Genomic DNA, 18,361 nt, shown 5'->3' on the forward strand with positions numbered 1-18,361 from the left:
TAACAGGATTATTTTAAATTTGTAAATCTATTCTAGGACTTCATTTCAAACCTGTAAACTTATTTCAGGACGACACAATCTGTGAAATCTTTTAATCCGTCTAATCCGTGATTCAGACAGTTTTCCTCTTCACTGTTACACTTTTGCAATTGTGCCGATCTATTTTCTTTTCTACCTAATCACTGTAATTAGCTAAATAGAATCTTCCTCGCGCACATCAAGCTCCTGATTACAAATCCTGCAATTAAATGATCAGGTTATGCAAAAGTGCGCTAGAGGGTAGGCGACTGCGTTGCACTTCCCTGTCAAATAACAGAAAAGTTGAAGCGGGCTACAACCCTTGAAATTACTACTGTTTCGGCTATGATTTTTATAGATTTATTATCCTGCGTTTGATTTCATCAAGCATTCAATTGTTTTTTATTGTTCTTTCTTTTACGCCTTCAGTTGTCATTTTCACTGGCTTGATGCTACCGTCATTATTAAATTCAAGAATATCTATACAAGTTACCCGATGATCACGTCCTTCGTTTGGGATAGGGCGTCTATGATAAATAATATACCAATTGTCGGTATTCGGTGTGTTAATTACAGAGTGATGTCCTGCTCCAGTTGCAATACTCTTATCCGATTCCAGAATGGTACCAATTCTTTTAAATGGTCCAGTCACTTTTTCTGCCATTGCGTATGCTACTTTATAAGAGTCATTTCCCCACGAACCTTCAGACCACATGAAATAGTAAATTCCGTTTCTTCGGAACATAAACGGGCCTTCCACATATCCTTCGGGTGTAACTTCTTTAAATAATTCACCGTCAGTCCAGGGAATAAATCCTGTAAAATCATCATTTAGGATGGTCATATTGCAATGCCTCCAGCCTCCGTAAAACATATAATAAGTATTGTCAATATCTTTAAATACAAACTGATCGATGGGTTGAGCACCATTATGAAATTCACTTAATAATGGCTTTCCAAGGTAATCTTTAAATGTTCCTGAAGGAGAATCTGACACGGCTATGCCTATACCTCCGTAATGATTAATGGTATTCTTTTCGTCCCAGTAAGGTCCATCGGGATTTTGAACATCATTTGCTGAAAAAAACAGATAATACTTATCGTTTTTCTCTATGATTGAGGGTGCCCAAAGCGCTTGTTTTGCCCATTTAATAATTGATGTATCTAAAACATGGGAATGTTTTTTCCAGGAAATCAAATCTTTTGATGAGAATGCATCGAAGAATACTTGATTCTTATATTCAGCTGAATAGGTAGGAAACACCCAGTATTCATCATTAAAAACAATTCCTTCCGGATCGGCATACCAACCAGAAAATATCGGATTCCCTGAATAGGCTAAGCTTTCATCTTGCTTTTTCTTGAAATGACAAGATGTAACAATTAAACCTAAAAGAATAAGTGCTAACGACTGTATTTTCATATAATCTATTTTTGTCCTTAATGAGCTATAACGGTCAATATGAAAAGAAGCGGATTTTTGAACACTAACTCTTCAGTTTATAACCGACCTCTATTTTATTAAATATCTTTCGTTTAATCACCTAAACCGCTATTTTTTATATACGTTGTGTGTGCTTTCGTATTTTTCCAATGTAGAAGCTCTACTGTTTCATTTCCACTCTAATCAGACGTATTGTTTTAGTATCACTTAAATTTTCTACGGAATGTGGCGCTTCTGGATTTTTATACATTGTCAATGGAAAAACAAGAGGTTCAGGTATCTTTCGAGTATCCATAATTACATTACCGTCTGCATCACGGTCAATGAAATCTCCTGCTTCCATAATATAAAGTACACTTGGCCATTGATGATGGTGAACAGGTTCTATTTCATTTGGCGCAATAGTTACTTCCAAAACTCTAACCTTATCGTTTTCCAACAAAATTTTATGATTATTCGGCGCAGAAACTACTGCATCTTGGTCTTTTGGCCAATCCGCTGGATTTCCTGTTTTGTACAAGAGTTTTTGTTCTTCAGTTTTTTGTCCGAAAACTGAAATAGTCGAAAATGCTGTCAAGAAAACCACAGCCATCAGAAGTTTAAAAGTTGATTTCATATTTGGTCAGTTTTAGTTTTATTGCTTACTCTAATCGGTTTTCAGCTTTCCCGTTTTCTTTATTACGGCTACGAAGAAAAGGATATGAATCGATGCTTTCCTATTATCTTAAAACCTGCCATGCCGGCAGGCTGGCACAACCAATAATCCAATGAACCGCCGTATACGATAATGAACAATTGTGTGAAATTACCAAGCGTAGCTCTCGTACGGTGGTCATGCCTTCGGCAGATAAATGTAAGACTTGACTGCCGATAAGGCAGTGGCGCACCGTAGGCTTATGGCTCACGGCCGTCTACTCGATTAGTGGCTGGCGTTCTTTTGTTTATTAATAAATTTCTAATTGTCGAGCCTGTTGTCATTTCCAAATAATATTGCTATTCCGTCTTCATTCATTGCCAAATGCCGAAGTTCTTTTTGAAAGTTGTCGATAGCACTTGGTTCAACAACTATTTCAATTTTTAGCTTGTTTTTTTCTTCAGGTCTGTAAACAGTTGATACGTTACTTTCAATATTTATTTCAACTCCAATATGTCCACTATTGTCAATAGGATAATATTTCATTGAAAAATATGAGTAACTGTCTTTTTCTCCTGCTTCGTAAAATAGTACTTTGTCGTTTTTCGGATACTCAATCAATTCTTTTGCAAAGTCAGAAATACATTCATATTGGTCGTAAACTTCTGTTTCTCCTGTAAATTTATTGTTTGATACTGTCACCTTTAATTCAAACATATCTTCGTCTTTCCAAATAGATTTTAGCTCAAGAAAAGATTTACGATTGTTTGATGTCATATTGTAATTTCCTGTCAATTGTTACGGTCTGTTTTACGCTTGCCATTAACTAGTTCATTAACGCAAAGTTTGCGTCTATTTCCCATTTGATGGAGTGTAAATTATCAATTTTTTTCCTTCTTTGCTTATAAACCTACACATACTCAACTAATTTTCCAATCTGCGTACTTTTAATTTTTAAGGCGGTACTAAGTATTTATCCTCCCGTCGTATTTGCCTAATCTTGTTTAGAGAAAATCACAAGCACACGTTCGAACTGTTGAGCTAGTCAACTAGTGTGCTTTTGTAAAGCGTGCTGTTTTAATTTGAGGATTTGTAATCCGAGGGTCGATTGAAACGATAAATGAAAAATGGTATTAGGTGGCTAATTGCATTTATTATATAGGAAAATAGATGGGCACGCTTTATAAAAGCGCGCCAGTGCGGGTAGCCTTATCTTAGAAGTAGCGGAAAGAGGTTGTTGGTGTAAAGAGCGGCAGCTTTTGGCTTTACGAACCCCTATACGAGACCCGTACGTACGGTGATGTGAGAGCCTCAACCTGAGCCATTTGGCTCAGGTTGGGCTACTCGAGTGTGCGGTCGTTTTTTCCCTAAGTTTATATCGCATCAGATTTATTTAGGTCTGAGTAACGTCAATCAAGTAAAGTTCCATAAAACTCTTTGCATTTCAAGTTCATTTGGGATTCAAAATCCGTAATGAAAATTGCACAAACCTCTCGCATTGTTACTCCTTTTGCCTTGATTTCAATTCCTTTCTCAACTTTTTATGGTCCAAAATAAAGGTTATTAACATTGGAATAAATGCGAATGGTAATATCTTGGAAGCAATAGATGTTTCTGGTTTAATTACAAAGGCAACCAGGAACATTACGACAACAATTACAGTTAGTAGTCCGTTTATAAATCTATGGCTTTTGATCTTTTTTTTAAGCTCTACAACATTCATTTTAGCTAACTGTTCCTCTTTCATTCTATCGTTTTTATTATTTAATATGATTTTTGGAATTTCCATATTAAAAAAAATTAGTGTCAATTTTTTATCCATGTAATAACTATGAATAGTCCGAATTTTTTTTGTTCAAAATGCCGCACAACTAGTTCGTTAACGCAATTATTGCATTAACCCCACCATTTTAGAGGGATTAACGCAAATGTTGCGTCTATTTCCCAATTGTCTGTGGTGGTATTTTTATTAATTTTCATTGTTTGCTTATAAACATACGTTATTCCAACAAATTATCCAATCAGCTTGATTACAATTTCTTATGGAGAGAAAAACCTACAGCCTCAAAATATGATATTTTGATAAAAATATGCTTAAGATTATTTATAAAGCAATAGATAATATAGTTTATATGATGTTTTCATTTCGCTTTTACCTCCAATATCAAGGTATAGGCGAACTTTCACTGAATTATTAATTAGTTTCATGAAAGAAAACAAAAAGAAGTTCCAATTGCTTTGAGTAAGGCATATTTATCCTCCCGCTAAATTTGTCTAATCTTGTTTAGAGAAAACTTCAAGCACACGTTCGAACTTGTGAGCTAGCCAACTAGTGCGCTTTTGTAAAACGTGCTGTTTTAATTTTAGGATTTGTAATCCGAGAGTCGATTGAAGCGATAAATGGAAAAAGGTTTAGGTGGCTAATTGCATTTATTATATAGATAGGAAAATAGATGGGCACGCTTTATAAAAGCACGCCAGTGGGTCTTTTCAGACTGATTTTATTATGTCACCATGGACTGACTTATGGATCAAAGTCACTTATGCGCTGGGAGTATCAAACTTCAATTGAAATATTGACTTTCCCACCTAAACCTTTTTCTACGATGTCAAATAGGGTTTTTAGGGTTAAGTTGCTGCCATTGTTTTCCACCCGTGAAATGTAGCTTCTCTTTTTGTCTAAAAGTGTGGCGAGCTGTTCTTGAGTCAGCTGTTTTTCTTCCCGGGCTTTCTTAAGGATCAAACCAATTTTAAATGATTCAAAGTCTCTCTCCAATTCATCTCTGCGTGCTGTGCCTTTTTGTCCATACACATTATCTTTTATTTCTTTCCAACTTTTAGTATTCATGGTTTTTTCGTTTTTCTAATTCCTTTTCTTCAAAATAGACATCCATTAGCTTACTTGCCTTATCGATCTCTTTTTGCGGTGTTTTTTGTGATTTCTTTTGAAAGCCGTTAAGTAAAATCACTAATTGTCCTTTGTCAAAGAAGCAAAATACCCTCCATATGTTTGAGCCAAGTTGAATTCGAGCTTCATAAAGTCCTTTTTGGGTCTTTATTGGTTTCATGTAGTTCTCAGGTACTCGCTCAAGTGTTTCAATTGCTTCAATCACTTTAAAGATTTTGTTCTGGACTTTCTCGGTCTGTTTTTTCAGAAATTTCTCAAAGTGATTTTTATACGCTATGACTTCCCTGACTTTTTGCATCAACGCAAATGTAACTTAAAAGTTACTAATGTCAAATTTTAGAAAGGTGATTTTTTAGTGGTATGAGTTTATCGATATGCACTCCATTGGTTTATTGCTTGTATAATAGGAGCCGTAAGAATTGAGAGGTTCACCTACGGTTCTGTGAGAGGTTTAGGGGTGATATTCCCCTTTACCTACTCGATTGTGGCCAGTTTTTTCATTTTTATTTCGGTTCTATTCCAATGTTTTTCTTGAATAGTACACAAAAGCTCTCTTCTGCTGTTCCGTAAAATTTCTCGTATTTGTCTATTTCGCTTAGATAGTGGTTCAGATCTTGGTTAGTCAAGGTGCTCTTCTTTTTCAAGCTGTCGTACTTGAAGGGAAAATTCTCTTTGTTTGGGTTTGGTGTGTGTAGGAACAAAGCGTCACTCGCACTATCGTAGTCGAGAACTACTGCATATAGTTGAAAGTCCTTTTCAAGCTTTTTAGTTTCTTCTTCAAGGAGGTCAAAGTGACGGAAAAGTTTGTCCAAGTGCGGTTTTCGTCTTTTGAAACTGTTATTTCCAAATCCTTTCCAGTCAAAGTGTAAATGCCAGTTGTCGAACCAAGCTTTCGGGTCGTCAAGGACCAACCAAGTCGCTTTTTCTAAGTCATTCTCGGTTTTGAGTCTTTTGTAGTACTTTTTAAGTCCGCGTTGTTTCTTCATTTTTAAATTGGCCACAACTAGTTCATTAACGTAATTATTACGTCTATTTCCCATTTGATGGAGTGTAAATTATCAATTTTTTTCCTTCTTTGCTTATAAACCTACACATACACAACTATTTTTCCAATCTATTCACTGCCGCAATTTGCAATTGTGCCGATCTATTTTCTTTTCTACATAATCACTTTGATTAGCTACATAAATCCTTCGTCGCGCACATCAAGCTCCGGATTACAAATCCTAGAATTAAAGGAGAACGCTTTGTGAAAGGGTGCTAGAGGATAATTGAAAGGTTCATTTACGTTTCTGTGAGAGGTTTAGGTGTGAGATTCCCCATTACCTAATTTAACTAAGCTTAGTCTTAATTAAATTCCAAACTCCAAAAACTATGAATAGTCCGCCACCAATAGCACCATATAAGCCATTCATTTTTCTTGAGTTATTCCTTTTGGTTTGGTCTATATATGAAACTCCTTGATGTGTCAGTTGAGCGATTTCATTTGAGTCTTTACTATTGACCAAATACAATTCAATCTTGTCTCCTTTTTCCACTTGAGCAATAAACGCTTCATAATTAAAGGATTTCCGAGTAAAACTTAAAATCTTGTATTCAACACTTTGCTCAATAGTTTTTATACGATATTCTATTCTTCCACTCTTTTGATTTTCTTTTCTGATGTAATCAAAGATACCTGATTCAAATATAGTATTGTCATAAAAACTCCTTGCTTCATACTGCTTTAATCCGGAATAAAGAAGTATTAATCCAGTGGTCAATAGGAGTATTGATAATAGGGGAGTTTTCATTTTAAAACTAAGGGCAACTGTTTGCAGTGTTTGGATTGTAAATCCAAATTATCTGTGAGTTCGACTTTACAAATGTTGAAAAGGTGCTAATGAAAGGTATTTTCAGAGCTGCTTACTTGCCAAGAGGGTCATAGCTTCCTGAGTACCCTTAGCTTGTTAAAACCAAACTTTCCTAAATGTTTTACTTCTGTTGTCATGTGCAGAGTTTTATACTGTTTTGGCTTTCAGTTCTCTAACGAAAATTTGTTTAATATTTTTATTCAAATCCCTCATATTTTTAAATTTTGTCACATTAATTTGCCTGATAACTTCATATTTGAAGTTGTCATCTAAAACATTAGCAACATTTTTATTAAATTTTCGAGTTATGCTATTCAATCTAAACTCAACAAATTTTCTTTTGTCCTCTGTTTTTAGAATTGAAAAATATCCTTTGTAATCAAATCGTGAGCGTAGTTCAGGTGAAATAACCTTTTTGAAATTTTCCTTTGACACATTTGAAGTGAATATAATTATGAAACCATTTAGGTCAATTTCGTGAGCTAAAGAACTAATCATTTTTCCATTTTCTAAAACATCAAGAAAATAATTGAAAAGTGTTGAGTTAGATTTTTCAAACTCGTCAATTAATATTATTCCTGTATCAGCTTCCGCAACTCTTATAAAAATCTCCCCATCTTCACTACCAATATAACCTCTGGGGCTACCGATTAATGAGTTTAAAGAATTATCGCTACTGTAATTTCCAAAATTTATTTTAGCCATTTTGGTTTCACCTCCAAGTGCTTTATGAATGGCTCTAGCTACTTCGGTTTTTCCGACACCAGAATCACCCATTAAAAAAAGTGACAATATCAAGTGTTCACCTAGTTTATTAAAAACTCTAAAATTTGTGATTAATCTTTTAAAGTCATCTTTAAACTTTTGATGACCATAAAGAGACTGATCAATTTTTTGAAAAAACAAATTCAATTGATCTTGCCCAATATCAATAATTTTTTTGTGTTTTTTTATGGATTGGTTTTTTCTAATGTCAGAATCCTCTTCCTCGACATAATCGCTAAAAACTGTAAATTTCTTAAAGCAAAATCTTAATTCTTCTTCAAAAAATCGTGTGTTTTTTATATTTCCTATAAATGTGTAAGTGTTATCAAATAAGTTTATTATTGTTTCGGTGTTAAACTGATTGATGTTTGTTAAAGCAGTAACATCTATTACATATTCAAATCCATTCAATTCTGCAAATAAGGATTCTTTATGAATGAAATCAGTTATGCTTAAAATCTCCTTTCCTTGCTCAGAGTAATAAGACTTTAGTTCTTTGTATTTTGAAAGGTCATACAAATACAATTCTTCTTTACTAATCATCCTTTTTTGGTGTATTTATAATTTGAATGATAGATAGAATGTCTATGTAATGATATTGCTTATCATCTTGTAAGCTGCTCAAAAAAGGATTGTACGTGCTAGTGTTTTTCATATCCTCATATTGACTATTTTGGATTTCATCGTCTTCACTTTGAGGATTTAACATATTTTGCATATTTCCAATTTCTTGAAAAAATTCTAGTGAATTTTTCAATTCTCTAAGTTTGATTTTACCCTTATAAAGACCAACTAAAGAAACCTTTCCGATAAATAAATCATCTACACTGTAAGAGCTTTCAAATTCATTCTCAAATGTCATCGGAATTTTAATAAGGATATTTTCTTCCAAACTTGAAATTGTACCTTTTAATTTATATGCATAATCTTTAAACATTGAATTGAAAAGATTATTCATATCAAATCCTTGCACACCTGGTACCGTCATCCCTTTAAAAGCATCACTTGTAAATAATTTTACAACTCTTAATTCAGGTTCGTTTTCTAAAGCCAAAGAAACATTATCTATTCTAACAAGTTCACCTTCGACAACTTTGTCAAATGAATTAATTGCTTTAGAATTTTCTATTACATCATTTAGAATAACTGATTTAGTAGTTTTAACTTCAAAAGTTTCAAGTACTTTTTGTGCTGAACTTCCAGAAACCCGACCTTTTCCTTCGCCTTCTAAATTAAATAATTTGAAAAATTTATTTCCAATATCAATTTTGGCTCCAAGTTCAGCTTCTCCTTCAGTGGTTTTATTTTTCTCTAATTCTTTATTGAGTAAAATGATATTCCCTAACATCATTTTAATTTCATATACTTTAGGAAAATTTATGTAGTAAATGTTGAATATCATTTTTTTCGTTTAGAGGGTCATACAAGACAAAACCTTTTTTCAAGAACCTTAATTTAGCATATAAAATCTTTAGAAGAAGTAGACTTAACTATTGCAGCTGATCCCCCATTTATCAAAAATTGAATTATCAACTTTTTTCCTTCTTTGCTTATAAACCTACACATACTCAACTAATTTTCCAATCTATTCACTGGCGCACTTTTGTACTTACGCCGATCTATTTTCTTTTCTCCATAAATTCTTCGTCGCGCACATCAAGCTCCCGATTAAATTCCTACAATTAAATGATCACGCCTAGCAAAAGCGCGCTATAGGAATGTTGGTGTAAAGAGCGGCATTCCTATGCTTTGCGAACCGCCGTATACGAGACCCGTACGTACGGTGGTGTGAGAGGCGCACCGTGGGCTTATGGCTCACGGCCGTCTACTCGATTGGTGTTTCGTTGTTTTTTCTGTAAAGGAGTCTTTATGCTCTTTACGTAAATTTGGAGGTGCGTTAGGTATTTGTATTTACTTAATATGCATGGCTTAGGATTCAGGCAAAACATTTAATGCAACAGGGCCTTTATAGTTAAAACCTATATTAAATTTAACTCGTGTGCCCCTCCGATATGTTGAAAAACGAGAATCATCAGCTGGCATTCCTTCGTCTTCAATTCCGAATCTGTTGTGTACAAAGAAATAAATCGTATCACCCAAACCATCTCTTTTTACAAATCCATAATTTGTGTGCAAACTATAAATTTCACCTTTAAATATTTTCATATCCTGAGAATCCTTTATGATACCACGTATACTTGTTTTAATTTTAGGATCTAAATTTGCACTCGTAAGTTCTTCAAAGAACTTTTTTGATTCAGGAAACTCATTATTCAAATACAATATTCTTGCAAACCAAAATTGAGCATGATACCTATTATCTCTTGGTGAAAAACTTCTTCTTAAGTAATGCTTAATATTATTAAGTTCACTTTCCTCATTCTTCTTTGCCAATAAAAGAGCCAATTTAAAGTTTAAATCCTTGTTGCCTGCATTCGTATTTAAGGTATCTTTTATTGTTATTATAGCCTTTTCAATTTTATCTTGCGATTCATATACAGATGCTAATCTTCGAGATAAGTATGGGCTGTTTTTATTTATCTCAAAAGCTTTTTCTAATAAGCTTATTGCCCGAGGTTGATTATTAATTAATTCATTAAAATTTGACTCTGCTTCAATAATATGCGGCTCATCAGGAAATTGTTGAATAGCGAATGATATCAAACTTTCCGTTTCCTTAATTAATTTATCAAATGCGTAATCATCCGAATTTTCAATGTATTCACTTAAAAGCATTAGTTTAGCTTTTATTGCTGTATGAAAAGGGTGAGCTGAGAAATTTCTCTTTTTAATCAAACTGTTACATATTTTATCAACTTCTATAAGTAGTCTTTTTTTCTCAATCAATGATTTGGCGCTTGTTGCTTTCGTAAATAGTAGTTCCGAAAGTGAATGTCTTATTAAATTATCTTTATGGTCAGTAAGTTCATCAGCCTTAAATAGTAGAGATTCTGCTTTATCAATACTACCGCCATTGCTTTCCATTTCAAAAATAGCTTCTTGTTGAAATAGTTTTGCATCTTCATAACTAAGTTCTTTTGCGGTTTTATAAATTTCTCTTATTTTCTCAGGATTTCTGAAGAATTTTAAAAGCTTTTTAGCGTTAGTCAGATATAAAAAAACATTCCTATCAGAGTCATAGTCAATATCTAAATTGCTTAACAAAGAAATGTATTCATCAAAACGCATTTGTTCTGTTGATAATACACTTTCAACAACAAATTCTGCAATTAAGGGATGCCTCGATTCATAAACATAGTCATTGATATAATAATCACGTCTATCAAAAACTAGAAATTCTAAAGGTTTAAAGAACTGATCTTTAAAATCATTGAAATTAATTCCGTGAACCCTAGCTAGTAAACCAGCTCTCGTATATGAACCTAGACTATGAAGTAAACATACAGTTAAATAAAGTATTTTTGCTTTTTCGTCTGGTATGGATAAGTATTCATCATGAACAATTTCTTGAAAAGACCTGCCCTGTGTTGCTTCATATAACGCAACCAATAATTCTCGTCCAGCCCGTTCCTCAAATTCCTTAATCTGAGTTTCTCTAGTTTTTCCTTTTAAATGGTTTAAACAATCATATATCTCCAATAAGTCCAATAAATCTTCTATTTCTTTTCGAGTCAAATATTTTAAGTAATACGAGTGCGATAAGTAATTCTTGATTCTATTGCATTCAACATTCCAAATATTAGTTCTTTCGCATGTTAATATGGTTAACGGAATACTTTCCTTATGTGCTTTGTCAACCAAATTTGTCAATTCAATCTCATTGTTGTTTGCATTGTCTACACACAAATAAATCCTCTCTTTTAGAAAAGAATATAGTTCAATTAATGCATCTGTATTAATTAAAACATCCTTTTTAAGTATATAACAAGATTTCCCCAAGGAATTTGTAGCTTCCCACGCAAGTCGATTTAGAAAGACAGTTTTACCTGAACCTGCATGACCAAGTATTGAATAAAGTTTAACACTATGGTCTTCCTTAGATAAATCTACAAATACTTCTGACAATACTCCTGATTCAATATCCCGCCTTACATCAAGTTCATTCACAATTGGATTCAAACCATTCATGTAGCCTTTGTAAAAGTTGATTGGAGAAATTGAATCTATATCAATGTTGCTAATAGAAGGATAAATTACATCGTTAGATAAAAAATTAATTAATAATTCACTTGGTTTGTTTGAAGATTCAAATAATCTCTTAATTATTGGGTGGCTATTATTTTCACTAATGTTCATTGAAATACCATCCGGTATAGAATTCACATCAATTCTCCCAGCAATTTCATCAATAAATTCAGAAAACTTACAGTTTATAGTTGTTATCTTTTTAGTGCCCCAAAGTCTTTCCATTGCAGGCTTAACATTTGGAGCTATAATATATGACCTCATTCTTGCTGCCAAATCATCACCGAGATTAAGTAATATTTCTCGAATATCACTATCCTCGAGACTATGGCCTGCAAAAATGAAAGTATGTTGTTTCGCTAAATCATTCACTCGCTCAAAAAGTCGAGTTCGATTTTTCTTATGTGTGACATATTGGTCTATGGTCAATATTAAAGGTAAATTTTTATCATTAATCTCCGCAATACAACCATGAAGTTTAATGTAAGGTAAATCATTCGTAGTTTTAATTTTATCATTTATCCTTTCATCTCTGATAAACTTTACTAATGTCTGTTTAGGTGTCGTACATTGGCTATATGATTTCTCAACAACCAAATCGTAATTAGTAGTTATTATTGCTTTCCAGCGAAATAAAGGAATAAATTTATGATGGGTATTTGGCTCAAATCCATCAAATAAATCAGCTATAAATTGTTGTACTGGTAAAAGTCCAGTATCTGACATTGCCATTTCCGATATGACAGATAAAGAAGAATCTGAATAACCCTCATCTAAGAACTTATTGGCAATTAATTTACCAAGTTGAACACCTGTAGGAGCGTCAATATTATTTCTATGAATTGCACCTTTTAATGCTCCTGAGCCTAAAAAAAGAACAATATTACCTTCCTTTATTTGTTCAATTAATGCTTTGGGTATGTCTATCATATCAAGTTGTTTTATGTTTGTAAAATTTGGCTCTTTTGCAGGTTTTGGTTGTGTTTCAAACTATGCTACCTTTAAATGTGCCAAATATGTGTCGGCTATCTTTTACAATGAACGCCAACTAGTTCATTAACGCAACTCAGTTGCGTTAACCCCTCCAGTTTATAAGGATTAACGCAAATGTTGCGTCAATTTCCCATTTGTCTGTGGTGGTATTTTTATTAATTTTCATTGTTTGCTTATAAACATACGTTATTCCAACAAATTATCCTATCTGTACACTTATAATTTATTGGGCGGTGCTAAGTATTTATCCTCCCGCTATATTTGCCTAATCTTGTTTAGAGAAAATTACAAGCACACGTTCGAACTGGTGAGCTAGTCAACTAGCGCGCTTTTGTAAAGCGTACAGTTTTAATTTTAGGATTTGTAATCCGAGGGTCGATAGAAGCGATAAATGGAAAAAGGTATTAGGTAGCTAATTGCATTTATTATATAAATAGGAAAATAGATGGGCACTCTTTATGAAAGTGCGCCAGTGCGGGTAGCCTTATCTTAGAAGTAGCGGAAAGAGGTTGTTGGTGTAAAGAGCGGCAGCTTTTGGCTTTACGAACCCCTATACGAGACCCGTACGTACGGTGATGTGAGAGCCTCAACCTGAGCCATTTGGCTCAGGTTGGGCTACTCGAGTGTGCGGTCGTTTTTTCCCTAAGTTTATATCGCATCAGATTTATTTAGGTCTGAGTAACGTCAATCAAGTAAAGTTCCATAAAACTCTTTGCATTTCAAGTTCATTTGGGATTCAAAATCCGTAATGAAAATTGCACAAACCTCTCGCATTGTTACTCCTTTTGCCTTGATTTCAATTCCTTTCTCAACTTTTTATGGTCCAAAATAAAGGTTATTAACATTGGAATAAATGCGAATGGTAATATCTTGGAAGCAATAGATGTTTCTGGTTTAATTACAAAGGCAACCAGGAACATTACGACAACAATTACAGTTAGTAGTCCGTTTATAAATCTATGGCTTTTGATCTTTTTTTTAAGCTCTACAACATTCATTTTAGCTAACTGTTCCTCTTTCATTCTATCGTTTTTATTATTTAATATGATTTTTGGAATTTCCATATTAAAAAAAATTAGTGTCAATTTTTTATCCATGTAATAACTATGAATAGTCCGAATTTTTTTTGTTCAAAATGCCGCACAACTAGTTCGTTAACGCAATTATTGCATTAACCCCACCATTTCAGAGAGATTAACGCAATTGTCGCGTCTATTCTCCATTTGTCTGTGGTGGTATTTTTATTAATTTTCATTGTTTGCTTATAAACATACGTTATTCCAACTAATTTTCCTATCTGTGCACTTATAATTTTTGAGGAGGTGCTAAGCATTTATCCTCCCGCTATTTTTCTATAATAAGCTTCAAGGATTTCCTTTAATGCCAATCACCCTCAAAATCAAATTTAAAAAAACTCCATTCCCTTTTTCCATGTTACCTTTGCGCAACCAGATTATCGATTTAGATGCGTTTATTAATAGCTGTTATATTTAGTTTTTTGTTAATTAGTTGTGGCGAGACGCCGGACACCAAGAAGCAGCGTTTTTTGCTGAAAGGAAACGAAAAACTCAATGAAAGAGAATATAGAGAGGCTATTCGCTATTATGATGAGGCGATATTGATTGATCCACAATATGCGGATGCGCTGAATAATCGTGGAGTAGCTTACAGCAGATTGGGCCAAGATGCACAGGCTGTTGCGGACTTCACCAATGCCACGATGGCCGAGCCGGATAGAATGGATGTGCTGTACAATCGGGCATTGTCTTCTATACAAATAAAGGAATATTACAGCGCATTAGCCGATTTGGAAGTGATCAAAAAAGTGTATCCAGATACGCCTACGGTGCATTTTACCGAAGGCTTGGCGCAGTGGCAGCTCAAGCAATATCCTGAGGCCATTGCGGCATTCGATATTGCCGAGAGTCAGGATCCATACAATGCCGAGATTTTTATCAATAGAGCCACACTTTTTTATTATTTGGGCGATTTCGAAAAGGCACAAATAGATTTGAACAAAGGCTTGGTGCTCAACCCAAATGAAGCCAATGCTTACAATGTAAAAGGGCTAATCGCCGAAAAACAGGGCAAAATTGATTCGGCTTTTTATTGGGTAAACAAAGCGCTGGATTTAGCGCCCAATCAGCCGTATTACTTAAATAATAGAGGCTATTACCATATAGTGCAGGAAAATTGGGAAGCTGCCGAGAAGGATATTAATCTGAGTATTCGTGGCGATTCCGAGAATCCTTGGGCATATCGCAATAAGGGTATTTTATACTATTATGAAGGTCGATATAATGAGGCAATGAGGAATTTGCAGGTTTCCCAACAGATGGATCCTGAGGTGGAAGAGTTGGACAATTATATTGGTTTGGTCTTATGGCGTTTGGATAGACAAACAGAAGCATGCGAAACCTGGCGGGAGGGAGCTGCTAAGGGCGACCAAAAAGCAGCTGAAGCTTTGGCTGCTAATTGTAACTAGTCTGTTTTATTTCTTAGTAATATAAATAATCTGCATCGAGTCTATTTGAACACTTAGCTTCAGATTACGGATTTGAGGGTCATTATTTACTGCATTCTTTAGCTGCTTAGGATCATCCATTTGGGCAAGCATAAATCCTTCAAACTGATCGCTCACGAGCCATTGAGTGTTTTCTATTTGTGAATTCAGCCGATCTCTAAACGCACTTCCATCATCTGCTGGATCGATCATTTTGATGCCATATTCCAAAAAATGATAGCGCAGCGTTTGGATTGTATCTCTTTCGGCTAGGTGTACATTGCCAATCTCATGTACCTGAAATAGCTCGGTTTGATTATCCACTTCTACAGAATTGCTTATAGCAGATTGTATTTTCTGCATCTCGTCCCAGCTCTTGGCGTGTATCAGCCACCAAGATTCGCTGTTGGAATTATGCGCAATCCATTGGATATTGGGAAGGGTCTCAAGCTCATTATCAAAAGTCCATTCAGCTTCGGTTTTCAGAATTAGCAAAAACTTCAATTCCTGTCCATTGGCTTTTTGGCCAAAGGAGAATGAAAATAAAATGCATAAAAGGCTAATGAAAAGGTTCAATCGGCTATTTTTAGATACAACAATAAAGCTATGAAGGATATTTTAGATAAAGTACTCAACTAGCGCGCTTTTGTAAAGCATGCTGTTTTAATTTTAGGATTTGTAATCCGAGGGTCGATTGAAGCGATAAATGGAAAAAGGTATTAGGTTGCTAATTACATTTATTATATAGATAAGAAAATAGATGGGCACGCTTTATAAAAGCGCGCCAGTGGGAAGAACGAGTACTCATAGACCAAGATGGGCACAGGTGAAAAATGCTCTTGAAAATGGAAATCTATTACCTATAAACTGTAATTAAGATGAGAAAGTCGATTAAAGCGTGGCTACATGAGGTGCTTCTTCTTTGGCCTGCATTCACAGTTTTACTATTGTTTATTGGATTAGTAGTTAATAATCATTGGGTAGACACTTGGCAAGAGTTGATTGGTTACATGATTTTCTACGGGGGTGGGTCAATGATAGGGCATTTCTTTCTCTATTTACAAAATGCTCTAGTATTGCTAATATTGAGGCGTATATTTTTTCGATTTCTAGCTTTATCAAGCAAGGGTTATGTGTTTTTGTTCGGGGCAATCTCAGGGACTTTCTCCTTCTTTTTTTGTAATTGCTTTAACAAATCAGTTAAAAGGCTTTATGAAATTGTTTTTGAGGAATATTATTACATATTTGGATTTGCCCTTATTGGCGGCCTTTTTTTCCTTTTGGGGCATTGGAAAAGGCGTAAGACGCTAAAGTGTGGAATGAGTTCATAAAAAGATGTCGCTGAAGAAGTGAATAGGCTAGGAGGTGTGGCAAGTAAAGGAAGCACGATTACTCATAGACCAAGATGGGCACAGGTTGAAAATGCTCTTGAAAATGGAAATCCATTACCCATAAACTGTAATTAAATGAGAAGGTCACTCAAATCTAAGATAATAGAATGCCTCCTTTTATGGCCTTTTCTTTCAATGAGCTTATTTTTGGTAACGGTTATTTTTAAGCCTGACCCATGGTGGTTTGAAAGTTGGGATATTACATTGACAGCTATATTATACTATACACTATTATCAATGTACCTTCAGTTTTTTCTTTATCTACTCAATGCTTTAGTAATGATTTGTCTAAGAAGTATTTTCTATCGTTTTTCATATTTGACAAAGCCAATCTACACTTTCTTTTTTGGTTCATTAGCAGGTAGTTTCTCTTACTTTCTTTGTCAATGGTTTAATAAATCTGTTATTGGGCTTTACGAAAGTATTTTTGATGACAATCATTACATCTATGGTTTTGCGCTAATCGGGGGACTCTTTTTCCTTTTGGGTCAAAAGTTTAAAAAATGAGAAAGTTGTGATTTGAAATCGATAAGATGTAAAATTACAGGAAGCAGTTTGAAGAATTTCACAAGCTCGCTTTTTGAAATTTAAATTATGGAAAAAAGCATCATTACTGAACTCAATAACTCTACAGAGCAAACTTGGGCATATCTTGTCCACATTCATTCTGGATTAGTAGGGCTGTGTTTTTATGAAAATATTGGTTCTTATGAGAGTTCAATTGAAGGTCTTTTTCAGGACTTTTACTTTCTTGAACTCTTAAATAATGAATGGGGAGACTGCTTAAGTGATAAAACGCGTGAAAGCCTGAGTATATTCTACAAAAGTTGGAGGGAATACATCAAGAATACGCCCTATGGAGAAAGCAGCTTTGTGTTTTTTGATCCGGATTATCAAAAATTGGTTCGAGCTAAATTAATACCTGCTATCAAATTGTTAGAAGGTGATCTCGATGAATTAGAAAGAAATAATGATTTTGTATCGAAGCCAATAAAAAGAAAGCCAATAATCGAAATCTTTCAGCCTGAGAATCGTCCTAAGGATGAAGATCTACTATGGAGGGTTTCAAATTTGTATTCCTTGCTTCTAAAGCATGATATTATTGAAAGAAAAGTTCCTGATGTAAAGTAGAATTAAATTCTTTGATTTATGAAGATAGCCGATCAGTTAGAAAATTTCTGGCTTGTTTATAGTAACCTTTGTGACCTTAGGAAGTCCTATGTCTTTCATGACATGGTTATGGAGGATGTTTATGATGTGGACATGCTGTCTGGGTTCAAGACACTAGATTTTGTTAACTCGAAGACTATCGAACGTATGAATGTCTTTCAAAATAAGTTTAACCATTTTATTAATACTAAAATTTATAGTAAAGACAGAGCTTTTGCTTACTTGGATAAAGAGTTTATTTCCATTCTTGACAATGAGTTAAAAGATTTTCTTGAATCTCTCAATGCTGATTTACTTGCAGCTGGTTTTACTGATGTTGAATCTTTGGAAGTAAAGGAGAGAGAATTTCCTAGTAATGAGCTTATACTTGAAAGGGTAAGCATATTGTTCGAAATGACCGAGAAAAAAAATAGATTCATTTTCTAATTGTCCACTAGCGCGCTTTTATAAAGCGTGCTGTTTTAATTTTAGGATTTGTAATCCGAGGGTCGATTGAAGCGATAAATGGAAAAAGGTATTAGGTGGCTAATTGCATT

General features: G+C 34.3%; 16 protein-coding genes. 3 read left to right on the forward strand and 13 right to left on the reverse strand.

Features of this window, described 5'->3' with window-relative positions; translation table 11 throughout:
• Positions 1–409 precede the first annotated feature (409 nt).
• From ACOXY8_RS00005 to ACOXY8_RS00060, 12 genes are all read right to left on the reverse strand, one after another.
• Entirely contained in the window at positions 410–1,441 is a 1,032-nt protein-coding gene (locus tag ACOXY8_RS00005) for a glycoside hydrolase family 43 protein (protein ID WP_458329496.1), read from the reverse strand.
• A 181-nt stretch (positions 1,442–1,622) separates the two neighbouring features.
• Positions 1,623–2,078 carry a hypothetical protein gene (locus ACOXY8_RS00010; RefSeq protein ID WP_458329497.1) on the reverse strand — a complete coding sequence of 152 codons (456 nt, stop codon included), beginning with the start codon at positions 2,076–2,078 and terminating at the stop codon, positions 1,623–1,625.
• A gap of 339 nt (positions 2,079–2,417) precedes the next feature.
• Complete coding sequence (locus tag ACOXY8_RS00015) at positions 2,418–2,873, reverse strand: hypothetical protein (protein WP_458329498.1); 456 nt, start codon at positions 2,871–2,873, stop codon at positions 2,418–2,420.
• A 724-nt stretch (positions 2,874–3,597) separates the two neighbouring features.
• Entirely contained in the window at positions 3,598–3,885 is a 288-nt protein-coding gene (locus ACOXY8_RS00020; RefSeq protein WP_458329499.1) for a hypothetical protein, read from the reverse strand.
• A 768-nt stretch (positions 3,886–4,653) separates the two neighbouring features.
• Complete coding sequence (locus ACOXY8_RS00025) at positions 4,654–4,944, reverse strand: helix-turn-helix domain-containing protein (RefSeq protein ID WP_458329500.1); 291 nt, start codon at positions 4,942–4,944, stop codon at positions 4,654–4,656.
• Complete coding sequence (locus tag ACOXY8_RS00030; protein WP_458329501.1) at positions 4,934–5,302, reverse strand: type II toxin-antitoxin system RelE/ParE family toxin; 369 nt, start codon at positions 5,300–5,302, stop codon at positions 4,934–4,936. Before ACOXY8_RS00030 ends, ACOXY8_RS00025 begins: the two co-directional genes overlap by 11 nt.
• 205 nt (positions 5,303–5,507) lie before the next feature.
• Positions 5,508–5,990, reverse strand: a complete 483-nt coding sequence (locus ACOXY8_RS00035; protein ID WP_458329502.1) for a hypothetical protein — start codon at positions 5,988–5,990, stop codon at positions 5,508–5,510.
• Positions 5,991–6,335: 345 nt separating this feature from the next.
• Complete coding sequence (locus ACOXY8_RS00040; protein WP_458329503.1) at positions 6,336–6,767, reverse strand: hypothetical protein; 432 nt, start codon at positions 6,765–6,767, stop codon at positions 6,336–6,338.
• A 237-nt stretch (positions 6,768–7,004) separates the two neighbouring features.
• Complete coding sequence (locus ACOXY8_RS00045; protein WP_458329504.1) at positions 7,005–8,165, reverse strand: AAA family ATPase; 1,161 nt, start codon at positions 8,163–8,165, stop codon at positions 7,005–7,007.
• On the reverse strand, positions 8,158–9,024 hold the full coding sequence (locus ACOXY8_RS00050) for a hypothetical protein (RefSeq protein WP_458329505.1): 867 nt from the start codon (positions 9,022–9,024) through the stop codon (positions 8,158–8,160). Before ACOXY8_RS00050 ends, ACOXY8_RS00045 begins: the two co-directional genes overlap by 8 nt.
• 527 nt (positions 9,025–9,551) lie before the next feature.
• Positions 9,552–12,698, reverse strand: coding sequence for a P-loop NTPase (locus tag ACOXY8_RS00055; RefSeq protein WP_458329506.1), 3,147 nt, complete (start codon positions 12,696–12,698; stop codon positions 9,552–9,554).
• Positions 12,699–13,537: 839 nt separating this feature from the next.
• Entirely contained in the window at positions 13,538–13,825 is a 288-nt protein-coding gene (locus tag ACOXY8_RS00060) for a hypothetical protein (protein WP_458329499.1), read from the reverse strand.
• A 401-nt stretch (positions 13,826–14,226) separates the two neighbouring features.
• On the opposite strand from ACOXY8_RS00060, the gene ACOXY8_RS00065 reads away from it, so the two are divergent.
• Entirely contained in the window at positions 14,227–15,246 is a 1,020-nt protein-coding gene (locus ACOXY8_RS00065) for a tetratricopeptide repeat protein (protein WP_458329507.1), read from the forward strand.
• 6 nt (positions 15,247–15,252) lie between these two features.
• On the opposite strand, the gene ACOXY8_RS00070 is transcribed toward ACOXY8_RS00065, so the two are convergent.
• A complete protein-coding gene (locus tag ACOXY8_RS00070; protein ID WP_458329508.1) occupies positions 15,253–15,840 on the reverse strand; it encodes a hypothetical protein in 588 nt (195 codons plus the stop codon).
• A gap of 1,409 nt (positions 15,841–17,249) precedes the next feature.
• On the opposite strand from ACOXY8_RS00070, the gene ACOXY8_RS00075 reads away from it, so the two are divergent.
• Both ACOXY8_RS00075 and ACOXY8_RS00080 read left to right on the forward strand, forming a co-directional pair.
• The gene (locus ACOXY8_RS00075; RefSeq protein ID WP_458329509.1) at positions 17,250–17,786 is read left to right on the forward strand and encodes a hypothetical protein; all 537 of its coding nucleotides are present in this window, start codon (positions 17,250–17,252) and stop codon (positions 17,784–17,786) included.
• A gap of 18 nt (positions 17,787–17,804) precedes the next feature.
• Entirely contained in the window at positions 17,805–18,251 is a 447-nt protein-coding gene (locus ACOXY8_RS00080) for a hypothetical protein (protein ID WP_458329510.1), read from the forward strand.
• Positions 18,252–18,361: the final 110 nt, after the last annotated feature.

Source organism: Peijinzhouia sedimentorum (assembly GCF_049340005.1).
Taxonomy (GTDB): Bacteria; Bacteroidota; Bacteroidia; order Cytophagales; family Cyclobacteriaceae; genus CAXBDP01.

What these genes read in the sequence shown, in the direction of transcription:
- ACOXY8_RS00080 (WP_458329510.1), top strand. Translation starts at nt 17,805, where the DNA reads ATGAAGATAGCCGATCAGTTAGAAAATTTCTGGCTTGTTTATAGTAAC.
- ACOXY8_RS00020 (WP_458329499.1), bottom strand. Translation starts at nt 3,885, where the DNA reads ATGGAAATTCCAAAAATCATATTAAATAATAAAAACGATAGAATGAAA.
- ACOXY8_RS00005 (WP_458329496.1), bottom strand. Translation starts at nt 1,441, where the DNA reads ATGAAAATACAGTCGTTAGCACTTATTCTTTTAGGTTTAATTGTTACA.
- ACOXY8_RS00015 (WP_458329498.1), bottom strand. Translation starts at nt 2,873, where the DNA reads ATGACATCAAACAATCGTAAATCTTTTCTTGAGCTAAAATCTATTTGG.
- ACOXY8_RS00075 (WP_458329509.1), top strand. Translation starts at nt 17,250, where the DNA reads ATGGAAAAAAGCATCATTACTGAACTCAATAACTCTACAGAGCAAACT.
- ACOXY8_RS00045 (WP_458329504.1), bottom strand. Translation starts at nt 8,165, where the DNA reads ATGATTAGTAAAGAAGAATTGTATTTGTATGACCTTTCAAAATACAAA.
- ACOXY8_RS00010 (WP_458329497.1), bottom strand. Translation starts at nt 2,078, where the DNA reads ATGAAATCAACTTTTAAACTTCTGATGGCTGTGGTTTTCTTGACAGCA.
- ACOXY8_RS00060 (WP_458329499.1), bottom strand. Translation starts at nt 13,825, where the DNA reads ATGGAAATTCCAAAAATCATATTAAATAATAAAAACGATAGAATGAAA.
- ACOXY8_RS00035 (WP_458329502.1), bottom strand. Translation starts at nt 5,990, where the DNA reads ATGAAGAAACAACGCGGACTTAAAAAGTACTACAAAAGACTCAAAACC.
- ACOXY8_RS00050 (WP_458329505.1), bottom strand. Translation starts at nt 9,024, where the DNA reads ATGATATTCAACATTTACTACATAAATTTTCCTAAAGTATATGAAATT.
- ACOXY8_RS00065 (WP_458329507.1), top strand. Translation starts at nt 14,227, where the DNA reads ATGCGTTTATTAATAGCTGTTATATTTAGTTTTTTGTTAATTAGTTGT.
- ACOXY8_RS00055 (WP_458329506.1), bottom strand. Translation starts at nt 12,698, where the DNA reads ATGATAGACATACCCAAAGCATTAATTGAACAAATAAAGGAAGGTAAT.
- ACOXY8_RS00030 (WP_458329501.1), bottom strand. Translation starts at nt 5,302, where the DNA reads ATGCAAAAAGTCAGGGAAGTCATAGCGTATAAAAATCACTTTGAGAAA.
- ACOXY8_RS00025 (WP_458329500.1), bottom strand. Translation starts at nt 4,944, where the DNA reads ATGAATACTAAAAGTTGGAAAGAAATAAAAGATAATGTGTATGGACAA.